General features: G+C 64.1%; 15 protein-coding genes and 1 pseudogene. 4 read left to right on the top strand and 12 right to left on the bottom strand.

The window, feature by feature from the left end:
* The first annotated feature begins 2 nt into the window (after positions 1–2).
* Positions 3–512 (top strand): hypothetical protein, encoded by a 510-nt coding sequence (locus ACHIRB_RS04060; RefSeq protein ID WP_395115933.1) that lies wholly within the window; start codon positions 3–5, stop codon positions 510–512.
* Positions 513–582: 70 nt separating this feature from the next.
* Here ACHIRB_RS04060 and ACHIRB_RS04055 read toward each other — a convergent pair whose 3' ends face one another.
* Positions 583–2,070, bottom strand: a complete 1,488-nt coding sequence (locus ACHIRB_RS04055) for a serine/threonine-protein kinase (RefSeq protein WP_395123346.1) — start codon at positions 2,068–2,070, stop codon at positions 583–585.
* Here ACHIRB_RS04055 and ACHIRB_RS04050 point away from each other — a divergent pair.
* Positions 1,975–2,383, top strand: a pseudogene (locus ACHIRB_RS04050) (hypothetical protein); the annotation flags it as partial. The gene ACHIRB_RS04055 and the pseudogene ACHIRB_RS04050 overlap by 96 nt on opposite strands.
* 477 nt (positions 2,384–2,860) lie before the next feature.
* Here the strand turns inward: ACHIRB_RS04050 and ACHIRB_RS04045 are convergent.
* Positions 2,861–3,304 (bottom strand): class I SAM-dependent methyltransferase, encoded by a 444-nt coding sequence (locus ACHIRB_RS04045; RefSeq protein WP_395123347.1) that lies wholly within the window; start codon positions 3,302–3,304, stop codon positions 2,861–2,863.
* A gap of 41 nt (positions 3,305–3,345) precedes the next feature.
* Positions 3,346–3,816: a cupin domain-containing protein gene (locus ACHIRB_RS04040; protein ID WP_395123348.1), complete on the bottom strand. Its 471-nt coding sequence runs from the start codon at positions 3,814–3,816 to the stop codon at positions 3,346–3,348.
* A gap of 30 nt (positions 3,817–3,846) precedes the next feature.
* Here ACHIRB_RS04040 and ACHIRB_RS04035 point away from each other — a divergent pair, with 30 nt between their 5' ends.
* Together ACHIRB_RS04035 and ACHIRB_RS04030 are read left to right on the top strand one after the other, a co-directional pair.
* Positions 3,847–4,290 carry a MarR family winged helix-turn-helix transcriptional regulator gene (locus ACHIRB_RS04035; protein WP_395123349.1) on the top strand — a complete coding sequence of 148 codons (444 nt, stop codon included), beginning with the start codon at positions 3,847–3,849 and terminating at the stop codon, positions 4,288–4,290.
* Positions 4,291–4,379: 89 nt separating this feature from the next.
* Complete coding sequence (locus tag ACHIRB_RS04030; protein ID WP_395115935.1) at positions 4,380–5,756, top strand: NAD-dependent succinate-semialdehyde dehydrogenase; 1,377 nt, start codon at positions 4,380–4,382, stop codon at positions 5,754–5,756.
* A 12-nt stretch (positions 5,757–5,768) separates the two neighbouring features.
* Here ACHIRB_RS04030 and ACHIRB_RS04025 read toward each other — a convergent pair whose 3' ends face one another.
* Genes ACHIRB_RS04025 through ACHIRB_RS03985 form a run of 9 tightly spaced genes read right to left on the bottom strand, consistent with a single transcriptional unit; the run spans position 5,769 to position 13,705 of the window.
* A complete protein-coding gene (locus ACHIRB_RS04025; RefSeq protein WP_395115936.1) occupies positions 5,769–6,647 on the bottom strand; it encodes an amidohydrolase family protein in 879 nt (292 codons plus the stop codon).
* Entirely contained in the window at positions 6,644–7,687 is a 1,044-nt protein-coding gene (locus ACHIRB_RS04020) for a nucleoside hydrolase (RefSeq protein ID WP_395115937.1), read from the bottom strand. The genes ACHIRB_RS04025 and ACHIRB_RS04020 overlap by 4 nt, the downstream gene beginning before the upstream one ends.
* Before the next feature lie 3 nt (positions 7,688–7,690).
* Positions 7,691–8,629, bottom strand: a complete 939-nt coding sequence (locus ACHIRB_RS04015) for a GNAT family N-acetyltransferase (protein ID WP_395115938.1) — start codon at positions 8,627–8,629, stop codon at positions 7,691–7,693.
* A 6-nt stretch (positions 8,630–8,635) separates the two neighbouring features.
* Positions 8,636–9,256: a hypothetical protein gene (locus tag ACHIRB_RS04010; RefSeq protein WP_395123350.1), complete on the bottom strand. Its 621-nt coding sequence runs from the start codon at positions 9,254–9,256 to the stop codon at positions 8,636–8,638.
* Positions 9,257–9,270: 14 nt separating this feature from the next.
* Positions 9,271–9,507, bottom strand: a complete 237-nt coding sequence (locus ACHIRB_RS04005; protein ID WP_395123351.1) for a hypothetical protein — start codon at positions 9,505–9,507, stop codon at positions 9,271–9,273.
* Positions 9,483–10,307, bottom strand: a complete 825-nt coding sequence (locus ACHIRB_RS04000; protein ID WP_395123352.1) for a CoA transferase — start codon at positions 10,305–10,307, stop codon at positions 9,483–9,485. The genes ACHIRB_RS04005 and ACHIRB_RS04000 overlap by 25 nt, the downstream gene beginning before the upstream one ends.
* A 4-nt stretch (positions 10,308–10,311) precedes the next feature.
* On the bottom strand, positions 10,312–10,689 hold the full coding sequence (locus ACHIRB_RS03995) for a DUF2784 domain-containing protein (RefSeq protein WP_199701261.1): 378 nt from the start codon (positions 10,687–10,689) through the stop codon (positions 10,312–10,314).
* 25 nt (positions 10,690–10,714) lie between these two features.
* Positions 10,715–12,208: a glutamate-cysteine ligase family protein gene (locus ACHIRB_RS03990; protein WP_395115944.1), complete on the bottom strand. Its 1,494-nt coding sequence runs from the start codon at positions 12,206–12,208 to the stop codon at positions 10,715–10,717.
* 30 nt (positions 12,209–12,238) lie between these two features.
* Entirely contained in the window at positions 12,239–13,705 is a 1,467-nt protein-coding gene (locus tag ACHIRB_RS03985) for an SDR family NAD(P)-dependent oxidoreductase (protein WP_395123353.1), read from the bottom strand.
* Positions 13,706–13,711 lie beyond the last annotated feature (6 nt).

The following is a 13,711-nucleotide window of genomic DNA, read 5'->3' as shown; positions in this document are numbered from 1 at the left end:
CAGTGAGCAACTTTGCGCGGGGAGTAGCGACGGTGGCGGCCGCAGCGGTGCTTGGTGTCGTTGCGGGGTGCAGCGCCGAGTCCGGTACGCCGACGGCCAACGAGTCGGACGTCGCGAGCTACCGCGAGGAACGCGACGCGCAGCGTAAACAGGACGAAGAGGCGGCCAGACAGCAGGTGTGCGGGACGTTTCAGACGACGGCGCTGCGAGCGACCGACAAGTACAAGGCGATGATCGCCTCGAATGCCGTCGCCGGCGCCGACCTCCTCGTCCGGCTCGACGAGGCCAAGACGGCCCTGCGGGAGTCGGCAGATTCCGTCGACGAGGCTCTCGACCAGCAGGAAGATGTCCCTGACGCTGTCGCAACAGCGCTGCAGGAGTACGCGTCGGCAACGCGCACCCTCGCCGACGAGACGGAACGATGGCCGACCGTCAAGACGGCCGATGCACTCAATGCCGCGGCCGAGAAGCGGGACGGAACCAGTCGCACAGCGGCGAATCGCTGCGCATAGGCGGCTCCGCCGCTCGTGAGTCTTTTCGGTGGTCCCGCCCTCCGAAAGGACGCACGAGCAGCTTGCTGCCTCAGATCGGTGCTACGTCGAACCAGGCTGTGACGATCTCGTCGCTGGTGTGTGCAGGCCAGGCCGCTTCCACCAGATAACTCGACTGCGGTGCGTCGTAGAAGCCGACAATGATGAACGGCACCTGGTTCTCGCCGACGTACTTGCTGATCTCGACGGAGTTGCCGTAGCGACTCACCCGGTCGACCGACGCGCTTCGCGGTAGCGAATCCTTCGCCTTGCTCGCCTCGGCGGGGTTCTCGTACGCGATCACTTTGAATTCGAGATTGTCGCGGTCGATGCAGGTGACGGTGTAGACGAAGTTGGACTGCGCGTCGGGACTTTCGCCGTGGAAGATGTTGCACGTCGCGTCGTGAAAGCCTTTTCCGTTCTCGGTTGCGGGGACCAACTGTGGGAACAGTTCGATCGCGGGCTGCGCGCGCGCATAGCCGTCGGCGGGAGAGCCGGTCGTCCCTGCGGACGTGGAAGTCGTGGTGGTGGCCCGGGTGGTCGAGGTCGGCCCGGTCGCGGTGTCCGACGAATCGCCGGTGACGACGACGACCGCTCCGACACCGACGGCGGCAACCGCAGCAACACCGAGTGCTGCAGGGAGCAGCCACGGTCTGCGCCGCGAGGCGGGGACTGGAGTTTGCGGCACCGGAGCCGTCGCGGCACCCGCGAATGCAGCGGTGATGTCGTTGGCGAAATCCCCACAGCGCCAGTATCTTTGGTTCGGATCCTTGGCCAATACCCGGGCGATGACGTGATCGAGTGCGGGCGGCAGATCCGGGCGAATCGCGCTCAGTCGAGGCACGGGTGCAAAGAGATGGCCGTGCATCACCGCCATCGGACTATCGCTTGCATACGGCGGCCGACCGGTCAGCAAATGGAAGAAGGTGCAGCCCAACGAATAGACGTCCGACCTGGTGTCGAGCTCTTTGCCCTCCAGCTGTTCCGGCGAGGCGTAGACGAGCGTCGCGACCATGTCGCCTGCCTGGGTGAGCTGGGTGGACTCGTCGCGCGCTTTCGCAATACCGAAGTCCCCGAGCAGTACTCGTTCCTCCGGACCGAACGGCTCGGCAACGAGGATGTTGGCGGGCTTGACGTCGCGGTGGAGCAAACCGAAACCGTGCGCGTAGTCCAAGGCCTTCGCGGTCTCCCGGACCAGGTGCACAGCACGCATATCCGGCATCTCACCGCGAGCAAGCGCTGCCGACCCGTCGATCCCTTCGACGAGTTGCATCGCGATCCAGAGTTGCCCGCCTTCACTGCCGCGATCGAGCACCGATACGAGGTTCGGATGATCGAGACGGCCGGCGAGCTCGGCCTCGCGCTCGAATCGGGCCCGAAAGTAGTTGTCGTCGGAAAGCTGCGAGCTGAGCAACTTCAATGCGATCAGGCGAGGCAGACGTGGATGATGCGCCGCGTAGACCGCACCCATGCCACCTCGACCGAGCAGGCGATCGATCACGAAGCCTGCAAAAACTTGGCCGCGAGTAAGTGTCTCCATCGGTGCTCAACGCTACCTGCCAATCCGTCGAGCAGTTATCGAGACCGGGCACGCTGGCCGGGAGTCGGCAAGTCGACGTTCATCGATTCGCTCGGCATGCGTCTGATCGGTCAGGGGCACCGGGTTGCCGTACTTGCGGGCGATCCGTGTCGACGCGCACCGGCGGTTCGATACTCGGTGACAAGACCAGGATGTCGCGTCTCGCCGTCGAACGTAATGCCTACATCCGGCCGTCGCCGACGTCGGGAACCCTCGGGGGAGTGGCCAAAGCGAGCGGGAGACGATCGTGCTCCTGGAAACGGCGGGTTACGACGAGTTCTGGGACACCGTGCTGGCGGCCCAGCAGATCCTGGATGCGTTCGACAGTTGATCGGACTCAGGGCGACGTGCGACGTGCCGTGATGACCCATGCGGCGGAGTCCAGGCCGACTCCGCTCGGGCTCTCGTGTTCGACCATCAGTTGGTGTAGCGACTCGATGGCTTGTTCGCGCTCTGGGGCGGTTCGGCCTTGGAGCATCCAGTGGAGGAGTCCTAGAGCGAACGTCTGAGCCTCGCTGGCATTGCTGCCGAAGATCATAGGCTCCTGGCGGCCTTCGAATTGAACGTCATCGAAACCGACTGATTCCAGGAGTCGCCGCACGAGGTCGGGGTCGCTGAGTGAGAACGGTCCCGGGATGCCTGGTGGCGGTGTTGGTGGCAGCTGACCCATCAGAGTGCTGGTGAGGGCGCTGATCCATTCGTTGGATGCGAATGATTGCCACGTGAGCAAAGTGAGGGTTCCGCCTGGGTGCTAGGCGCGGGCAAGATTGGCGAAAGCAATTTCAGGTCGGCCGAAGAACATCGAGCCGGTTCGGCTGATAACCGCGTCGAAGTAGGCCGGTTCGAACCTGTACGTCTGGGCGTCGGCCTGGAGGAAGTGTGCGTTCAGGAGTCCTTCGCTGGTCGCGGTCGATCGGGCGACATCGAGCATCTGTGCTGAGAGGTCGACACCGAGTGCTTCGCCGTTCGGGGCGCTGCGTGCTGCTTCTCGGGTTGTTAGTCCGGTGCCACATCCGATGTCGAGCACGCGGTGGTGAGTGCGGATGGCGGCTGCCGCATGAAAGTGGGGTTGATAACGCTCCACGGTGCGGTCGAACGCAATTGCATGGGAGGCCCAGTAGCTGCCTTCGGTCCCGTCCCAGGCGGCGACCTGTTCTGCGTTGCTGACGTCGGGTTGTCGATGGGCAGTAGTCATGGTCGGTGGCTTCCTGTGTGAGGTGGCGACTTGGGCGCCTACTAGCTGGCTGGAATCGGGCCGAGCATCTCGATACCGCTTCTCGAGGCAACCTCGAGCACTGCTTGCATGTCCGGCGGCCCGTCGCTGGTCATGGCTGCGACCGCTCGGCAGAACCTCTCCATAGGCTGACCGGGTGTGTGCACGACGAGCGCGACGGCGAGCTCGGTGCTTTCGTTGCGCACGGTGTGCGGAGTACCTCCCCGCAGCGGTACGACGTCGCCCGGGCCGGCTTGGATCCGCTGCACGTCGGCGCCTTCCCCGACGTAGATGGTGAAGACCCCTTCCTTCACGAAGTAGATCTCGCTTGGCTCGTGCCGGTGCATCACGGGTGGACCGCCGCCGGGTTGCATCCGCACCTCGACAGCGAACAGGTCGCCGTTGGTGTCGGCGCACGACGCCAGCACGACGGTCTCATCAGGGCCGAGCATGATCCGCTCGGCTGTGGCAATATCGACAGGCAAGTTGTCCATATCCAGAATAATAGACAGGAGGGTTGTCGAGTGTCAAGAAGTCTTCCGGACCGCCCCGCCAACACCGCAGTGCTTATGCGCGAGGCATTTGCCGTCCTGAACAACGTCGTGCTCCAGCGGTTGGCCGGCCAGGGTCACGAAGTTGTGAGGACTGCGCACGGGGCGGTGTTTCAGTTCCTCGACGACGATGGAACGACAGTCAGCGTCCTCGCCGAGCGCGCGGGAGTCTCCAAGCAGGCCATGGCCGACTTGGTGCTCCATCTCGAATCACATGGATACGTCACCCGGAATCCGGACCCGACCGACGGCCGCGCAAAACTCGTACTTCTCACCGACCTGGGGAATGAAGTCATGAAGATCGCCGGGGCAGCTGTGCCCGAGATCGAGACAAAACTGGCAAACCTCGTAGGGGAGCGACGCCTGAAGCAACTTCGAGAAGACCTTCAGGTCATCATCGACGAGCATTGGTCGTGAGCATCGGACCAGGACCCGTGCTCGTCGGCGGTCCCAAGTGTGGCGTTGGGTGTTGATTGAGACCTGCCCCGCTGGGTAGTTCCCCAGATATGACTACGTACCAAACCGTCAATCCCGCCACCGGTGAAAAAGGCCGAGAATTCCCGAATCTGAACGAGGCGGAAGTCGCCGACGTGCTGACGCGGTCGCAGTCCGGCTACGAGGCATGGCGCCATACGACGCTGGAGGAGCGCGCGGAAATGCTGGCCACGACCGCTGCGCTGTACGAGAAGCGAGCGGACGAGTTGGCACGGATCATTTCCACGGAAATGGGCAAACCCATCACCGAAGCATTGGCCGAAGTCGAAATCTCGACGGCGATCTTCCAGTGGTACGCCGTCAACGGCATCGGACTCCTCGACGAAGAACCTCTCGATGTTGCCGGCGCGGAAGAATCCGTCGTGCACAAACGCCCGATCGGGCCGCTGCTCGGGGTGATGCCATGGAACTTCCCGTACTACCAGGTCGCCAGGTTCGCGGCGCCGAACCTGATGTTGGGCAACACTATTCTGCTCAAGCATGCAAGCAGTTGCCCGCAGTCGGCGTCGGTGATCGAGGAGATTTTTCAGCAGGCGGGCCTGCCACGCGACGCCTACATCAACATCTTCGTATCGACGGATCAGGTAGCTGAGATCATCGCCGACAGCCGCGTGCAAGGTGTGTCGCTGACAGGCAGCGAGAAGGCCGGCGCCAGTGTCGCCGAAACCGCGGGTCGCAATCTGAAGAAGGTCGTCCTCGAACTCGGCGGATCGGACCCGTTCATCGTCCTCGACTCCGACGACATGGCAGCGACGGTGGCATCGGCAACCAAAGGTCGGCTGTCGAACACCGGACAGGCGTGCAACGGAGCCAAACGCTTCATCGTGCTCGAGGACGTCTACGACGACTTCGTCGCCAAGTTGGTCGCCTCGTTCGAGGCGATCACACCAGGCGATCCGCTGAACAAGGAAACAGTGCTCGGTCCGCTATCGTCGCAGACCGCACTCGACGACCTGATCGAGCAGGTGGACAACGCCGTCACCGACGGAGCAACCGTGCTGACCGGTGGCAAGAAGATCGACGGACCGGGAGCATTCATCGAGCCCACTCTGCTCACCGACGTGACACCCGACATGGCCGCATACTCCGAAGAACTGTTCGGTCCGGTCGCGGTCGTCTACAAGGTCGCCTCCGCCGACGAAGCTGTGACGCTTGCCAATTCGTCCGCATTCGGACTGAGCGGATCGGTGTGGAGCACCGACCTCGAGCGCGCCCGTGGAGTAGCGGACCAGTTGGACGTCGGAATGGCATTCGTCAACGAGCACGGCACGACGTTGCCGGGTCTGCCGTTCGGCGGGGTCAAGCGGTCGGGCTTCGGCCGCGAACTCGGATCGTGGGGAATGGACGAGTTCGTCAACAAGAAACTCGTGCGAGTGTCCGCGGCCTAGTTTCCCCGGCGACTACTCGACCCCGAACAACTTCGCCGCGTTGTCGTGGCAGACCGCGCGCAACCAGTTGTCGCCGAGGCCGAGCCGCGCCAACCCGTGTAGCGCAACGTCGTACCCGTAGGGGATGTTCGGGAAATCGCTGCCGAACAGGATGCGCTCTTTCAGATCGACCAGTTTCGGCAGCACTTCGGGTCCGAGTGGGCCCATGTCGTCGAGGAAATCGGTGAAGACCATCGTGGTGTCGAGTCGAACGCTCGGATATTTCAGTGCGAGCTCGATGAACTCGGCATACTCGGGCATCCCCATGTGCGCGATGATCAACGGTAGGCGGGGATGCCGCTTCAGTACCCTCGCAATCGGCTCCGGGCCGGTGAAAAGGCCTGGCGCAGGGCCGGATCCGCAGTGGATGACCGTCGGAATCCCCGCGTCTTCGAGCATGTCCCAGACGGGGTGCAGGAGCGGGTCGTTCGGGTGATACTCACCGACCTGGATGTGCGACTTGAAGACTCGGGTCCCCGCGTTGATCGCGGCATCGACGTAACTGTCGACGAACGGCTCAGGGTAGAACGTCGCGGTCCGCAAACAGTCGGGGGTGCGGTCGGCGAATTCGCCCGCCCACTCGTTCAGCCACGCTGCCATGTCGCGTTTGTGTGGGTACAGCAGCGACGTGAAGGCACGAATACCGAAGGCGCGCAGGATCTCGACGCGCTCGTCCTCGGCGACGCGATAGTTGATGGGCCATGGCCGGCCAGTCATCGGTCCGGCTTGATCGAAGTAGGCCCAGACCTTCTCCATGACGTTGTGCGGCATGAAGTGGGTATGGACGTCGATGATTCCGGGCAGGCCGAGTTCGGTCCAGAATGCGGTGACCCGCTCGGTCTCGGTGCTCATATGGTCTCCGCTGGGTAGAGGGTGCGGGCATAGCGCCCGACGCGTTCGATGAGTCGGTCGAAGAAAACATCGGGATCGGTTCGTACCCCGATCGCGGCGTTCGGCGGACGACCCCACATCCCGGTGAGGTCGGCCACTGTCATTCCCCGCGTGAGGGTTCCGGTGAGTTCGACGTCGACCGTGGCAAGCCGGGTGACGAGCAGCGACGGGTCGAGGGCGACGGCTGCGGCAAAAGGGTCGTGCATGTGCGCGAGGAAGCCCTGATCGTAGTCGCGATGAAACTCCATGTAGAACCGCACGGCATCGGAGAAGTGCCGAACGATCGGATTCGACGCGCTCGAGCGGACGGTCCGCGCGTCGTCCGGCGATATCGTTTCCACCGGAACGCTTTCCGCGGCGGCTGCAAGCCGGGCGACATGGTCAGGCAACATCTCGATCGTCTCGGTGATATCGAGCGAACACACGATCGGACACCGGTCGGCAGGCAGACCCGAGAAGGCGTCGAACACCACCTTCGCGGCTTCGGGGTCGACCGAGATGTTCCACTCCGTGGTCGGAGTTGTGTTGCCCGCGTAGTTGAATGCCCCGCCCATGACGACAAGACGGTCGAGCAGTCGGGGGAGTTCGGGTTCGCGGTACAAGGCGATCGCCAGATTCGTGAGCGGGCCGGTGACGAGTCCCGTGACCGCACCGGGATGGGCTCGTACGGTATCTACCCAGAGGTCGGCGGCCGTGCGCGTCGACAGGGTTCGCGCAGACTCGGGCAGGTCCGCGTAGCCGATTCCCTTGGGGCCGTGTGTTTCTTCGGTCGTCACCAACGGAATCACCAGCGGGCGTGCGGAACCGAGCGCCACCTCGATGTCGGGTGCCTTGCACACATCCAGCCAGGCCAGATTGTTCGCCGCGACCTGCTGCGCGGACACATTCCCTGCGCTGCTTGCGATTCCGACGATCTCGGCGTCCGGACTCGCCAAGAGGTAGATCAGCGCGAGCGAATCGTCGATGCCGGTATCCACGTCGAGCAGGATCCGTCTTGCCATGTCCTACCCCCAGTTCCAGGTCGCGGCGTCGCGTCCCCACGGGCGTGCCGGGAACGCGTAGTCGTCGTAGTCGGCGGCTGCCGGGCGGGCCGTGCGTAGTCCAGCGTGGGTAACCAGGGTGTCGTCGCCGGGTTGTGTGGTGTCGGCCAGTTCGGCCGAGCGTGGTTGCGTGAGCAGCCAATTGGCAGTTCGAGCGAGCGCAGCGGCTACGGTGCGGCCGCGACCCTCGACGAGCCGCTCGGTCAGAGCATCGACGATCCCGGCGGCAAGGAAGTAGCCGGTCGCGTGGTCGAGGGCCTGGGCGGGCAGCGCGCCCGGCGTGTGCGTCCCCTCGATCAGCGATATCCCCGATGCGGCTTGCACGATGCTGTCGAAGCCACGCCGCCCCGCCCATGGTCCGATATCACCCAGGCATTGACTCGACCGCTCACGATGCCCGGGGGCGCGATGAGCAACTGCTCGAGGCTTCCCGGTCGGTAGCCGGTGACAAGGGCGTCGGCGCAGCACTTTCTCGACGTAAAAATCGAACTTTTCGAGGAGACGGATCAGCGGCTTCACGTCGGCGTCGATGAGTGTCCATGCCCGCGTCAACCCGAGCGTCGGGATCAGGGCCTGCATGACCTCTTCGCCCAGCCCGGCGCCGGTGGCGTTTTGCATCAGCGCGCCGCCGAGCTCCTCGTCCGGCCCGATGTTCACGAAGCCGATGGGCTCGCTGACGGCGCTCTTGCGCGACACCACATAGGTGCGCATGCCCTTGTCCCACTGCTCGTCCCAGTCGACGATGATGTGCTTTACCTGCATCGGGTCGCGGACCAGCGGCACGGGGCTGTAGTAGAACTGCTTCGGGTCCGAGAGCATGGCGAAAAGGCCATCGGCATCGCCGAGCACGGGCCGGCGCAACACCAGCCGCGGGGTCTCGATCCGGTTCGGTGACGCCGCCATGCCGGGCTACTCCAGAACCGAATGGGCGATGAACTTGGCCATCTCCCCCTCGGGCAGATAGGGCTTGGGACGCAGGGTGACCGTGCGTCCCTTGAACCGCTCGTCGGTCTCATCCAGCGTGCGCACGCCGGCGGCGGCGTCGGTGACGCAGAACCCGTCGGTCGAAATGGCCAGCCGGTCGAATGCGGCTTCCGTGCTGGCGTAGCGGCCCGGGCCGCCATTCAGCCGCTCCAGCAGCGCAAGCGCATCCAGCGCGCTCATCGAAAGCAGGTCCTTGCCGTCGATGAAAAGCGGGCGCTGCTTCTTGGCAGGCATGATCTCGGCGAGTTTGTCAGCTTCATAGCGCAGGACAAGGCCCGGATTGCCGCGCGTCTCGGTCACGCTGTCGGAGGGAGGAGCATTCTGCGCATAAACCTCGATCAGCGCCTGCTTCTCCTCCTCGCTCATGGCGTCGCCGAATTTCTCCAGCGTGTCGCGCAGGATTGGATCGGGAATAGCGTTCTGCCGCCGCCCCGTGACCGCGCCATATGTGTCGGACAGCGCGTCTACCTGCGCCGGCGTCATACCGAATTTGAGCTTGCCCAGCCCCTCGCGGGGAGAAACCGTCCAGTCGCTTTCAGCCGCCATGATGATCCCGTTTCTTATTGAATGATGCCAAATCGCTTGAGGCAGCTCGCATAGGCCGTGGCCTGGGCGATTGCCGCGTCATACTTCGTCGGGTCGCCTTGGGCCGTGGCTACCGCGCGTGCGTCGGCGACATCGAGCATGAAGGCCGCGTAGGTCTGGCCGCGCGCAAGCAGCGCTCTTTGTGGAGCATATCTCGGTCCATGCACGCCGCCACCATAAGAAGCCGTCAGCCGATGATCAACCGGATCCATCTGGATCGCCGGACCGACGGGCGTAGGCAGCGGCGATTGCGAATTTGCCGGCAGGTGGTCAGCAAGTCCCGCATGGTTTTTGCGTCGTCGTTTGTCCGCAGATCGAGCAGAGCGGAATGTTTGCCCTGGCCGACCTCGAGGTGCTGCCACTCGATCTCGGGTAGCCGTGGGGTATCTATGCGCAGCACCTGCGCGCCGAGCAGGGCGAGAGCGCGGGTGGCAACTGGTCCTGCGATGACGCGAGTGAGGTCGACAACACGAACGCCCGCCAGGGGCTGCGCGCGAGTCGGTGCACGCAAAGTTGTTGCAACGCAATCCTCCCGAACGTCGCTCTGTACCAACGGACCCGTGGCGGCGGCGACGCCAGGTTCCGACGCCGACCATTCGGTCTCGTCGCGAACCCGCACGGCGATCGCGCCGAGTTCGGCCGCATCGCGCTCGATGTCGTTCGCGGACAGCACACGAACGTGGGCCGCAAAGGTGTTCCGGTCAGGCTCCCCACCCAGCCCGACCGTCGCGAGCAGGCGAGCACGGTGGTGCGGATAGTTGGCGTGCGTTCGTATCCAGCCGTCTCGGGTCTCGAAAAAGCCTGACAACTCGGCGAATCCGGAGACGGGCCGCCCGTCGATGCGCATAAGCCGGTCGCCGAGAAACGAAGCAGCGATGCGGTCGGCCCGCTGGGTCGGCGATACAGGCTCTATGCCGACCGCGACACGATAGCGGTCGGCCGCGTCGGCGAAGGCGGAGACGGCTCGCGTAGCGAGGGACAGCACAGGAAGCCGCGCCGCAAGGTAGGCCACTCGCCTAACGTCCGACGGGAACGGCGCGTCCGCGAATACGTATCGCCACGAATCCGATCCAGGACACGAGCACAGCGCCGAGCACAAGAGCGCGTACGAGACCGATGGCACTGTCCGGATAGATGACTCCGGTCAGGTAGTGGTCGATGAATCCGCTCGGCGGCAAGCCTGCGATGCCTGCCTGCTCGCGTGCCCAGTTCTCCAGAACGGTGAGTGGGCAGACAATTCCGATCGTCACAGCGCTGAGACCCCACACCGCGGCGAGAATGTGCGGCACGATCAGGATGCGCCAGCGCCAGGCGAGAAAACCGCCGACGACGACGAAGACGAGGAAGGCGAAGTGCACGACGACGGTCGCGTCTGCAAGCACCCGATATCCCATGGTCCCCATGGTAGGCGCAGACGCGTCACCACTCCCAGGTGTGGACCGGTTCACCCGCGTGCATCTGGGTAATGTAGTCGTCCAGCATCCCCGCGAGTGCCACCTGCCTGCTGTCGCCCGCACGCTCACGAGCGACGACCGATTCACGTTGCCACGTCGATCCCGATCGTCTGCTCACACAACGCGCTTCGATGACGCCGAGGTAGCGATCGCGAACTTCGGCGTCGATGCCGTACGACGCAAGCCCTGCGTCGGCCATAGGGAGCAGTCGGCGCAGGACAAGTTCCTGCGGATGCACCCACCCGACCTCCGGCCAATACAACCGCGAGTCGAAACCACCGCGCGCCGCAGCATGCAGATTCTCCTCCGCGGCGTCGAACGACATCTGGGTCCAGACCGGACGGTCGGCGTCGACGAAGGCACGAACCGTGCCGTAGTAGAACGCGGCGTCGGCAAGGGTGTCGATGATCGTCGGCCCTGCGGGAAGGACCCGATTCTCCAACCGCAGGTGGTAACGATCGCCTGCGATGTCGTAGATCGGCCGGTTCCACCGATAGACGGTGCCGTTGTGCAACTTGAGTTCCGCCAGCGACGGCGCTTCGCCGCGCGCCAACATCGCCTGCGGGTCCTCGTCGGAGCAGACCGGCAGCAACGACGGAAAGTAGCGTGAATTTTCCTCGAAGAGATCGAAGATCGACGTGATCCAGCGTTCGCCGAACCACACCCGAGGACGAACACCCTGGTTCTTCAGCTCTTGCGGGCGGGTGTCGGTGGACTGTTCGAAGATCGGAATACGCGTCTCGTGCCAGAGTGCTCTACCCGCGAAGAACGGTGAATTGGCGGCAAGCGCGACCTGAACACCGGCCAGCGCCTGCGCCGCATTCCAGTGCGCGGCAAAGCTTTCCGGTGCGACCTGCAGATGCAGCTGGACCGAGGTGCACGCGGCCTCCGGCAGGATCGTGTCGCAGATCGTCGACAGTTCTTCACCCGTCCCGTCCGGCAGCGGGACACCCGAGATCTGCAACTCGATGTCTTCACCGCGTGCCGCGAACACCTGCTGATTGAGCAGGTCGTAGCGCGGATTCGCCGAGATCCACTTGTGCTCGAAATGCTCTTCCGTCAAGGTCGGCAGCATCCCGATCATCGCTAGTCGGCTACCCACCGACCTGGCGCGCGCGTCGGCCGAGTCGAGCGATTTTCGAAGGTCCGTCTCGAGGTCTCTGATGTGCCGACCGCGCAGTGGGCGCGGGGCGACATTGATCTCGATGTTGTACTGGCCGAGTTCGGTCTGATAGTCCGGATCGGCAATCGCTGCCAGCACTTCGGCATTCGCCATCGCAGGCTGCATCGAGTCGTCGACGAGGTTCAACTCGATCTCCATGCCGATCTTCGGTTCGGAGACTTCGAAATGCCCGTCGTTCAGCATCGAACCAAGCGCCTGCAGACAGGAGTGCACCTTGGCCCGGAACCGTTGTCGGTCCTGGCGGGTGAATTTGCGTTCTTCGACGTCTACTCCCACGCTCAGACCGTACCCAGTTTGGGCACCGATCTACCAGGGTGAGGGTTCGAAGTCCTTGAGGAAGCAGCCGTGCAGGTCGTTGCCCTGTTCGCCTTGCACGATCGGGTCGTAGACGCGTGCGGCACCGTCGACGAGGTCGAGCGGAGCGTGGAAGCCTTCGTCGGCGAGGCGCATCTTCGTCGGGTGGGGTCGCTCGTCGGTGATCCAGCCGGTGTCGACTGCGGTCATCAGGATGCCGTCGGTCTCCAGCATTTCCTTCGAACTGGTCCGCGTCAGCATGTTCAGCGCAGCTTTGGCCATGTTCGTGTGCGGATGGCCCGGCCCCTTGTAGGCCCGGCTGAACTGACCTTCCATCGCCGAGACGTTGACGATGTATTTGCGGTGTGCGCTCGCGGCGGCCATCACCGGCCGCAGCCGCGAGACGAGAATGAACGGTGCGACCGAATTGCACAGTTGCACCTCGAGCAACTCGACCGGATCGACCTCGCTGACGGTCTGAACCCAGCTGTTCGTCTCCGCGAGGTCGGGCACGAGTCCGCCCGCATCGATCGCGATGCCCTGCGAAATACGTTGTGGTGTAGCAGATCCGGCGACCAGTGCAAGATCGGTGACGTCGAGGATCGAGGCGAGTGAACCGGTGAGAGACGTCGGGTGCGCCTGCATCGTCTTGCCGAACGTGACGACCTGGGGGAGCACGCCGACCGGAAGGGGTCCGTTCTCGGCGTCGACCAGAGCGCCGTAGGAACCGGGGGAGCGTTTGACGGTCTGTGCCGCATTGTTGATCAGAATGTCGAGCGGTCCCGCAGCGGCGACGTCGTCGGCCAACGCGACGACCTGAGCCGGATCGCGCAGATCGATGCCGACGACGTGCAGACGATGAATCCAGTTGTCGCTGTCGGGCATTGCCTTGAATCGCCGGACGGCGTCGTTCGGGAATCGCGTTGTGATCGTCGTGTGCGCGCCGTCGCGGAGCAGTCGCAGCGCGATGTACATGCCGATCTTCGCTCGGCCACCGGTCAGCAGCGCGCGCCGACCCGTCAGGTCGGTGCTCGCGTCGCGCTTCGATCGGCCACGCGCAGCACAATCCGGGCAGAGTTGGTGATAGAAGACGTCGACCACGGTGTATCTGGTTTTGCAGATGTAGCAGGGGCGTGGGCGGATCAGCTCGCCTGCGATCGCCACTTCCGCCGAGTCGGTGTCCCCGGACTCCAGCATCTTCGGTTTGAGCAGGATTCCCGCCGTTTCGTCGTCGATCCGGTCGGGTGACCCCGTTGCGGTGGCGGCGACGACGGCCCGGTCCGCGGCGCTGACCTTGTCGCGTGCGGCGATCCGCCTGCGGCGCTTGAGTTTTTTGAACATGTGGCCGACCGCACGTTGCACGACCATCGAATCGGGGTGGTCCGCCTCCAGCTCGCCCGCCTCTTCGAGGACACGAATGCAGGTGGCAAGGTCTTGCGCGGAGATGGTGGACGCCGCAGTGGTTGGGTTCTCGGCCATTACGTG

Origin of the sequence: Antrihabitans spumae, from assembly GCF_043944905.1 — a bacterium.
GTDB classification, from domain to species: Bacteria; Actinomycetota; Actinomycetes; order Mycobacteriales; family Mycobacteriaceae; genus Antrihabitans; species Antrihabitans spumae.
The sequence above is the reverse complement of the archived record's forward strand: the minus strand, read 5'-3'. Positions and strand labels throughout refer to the sequence as shown.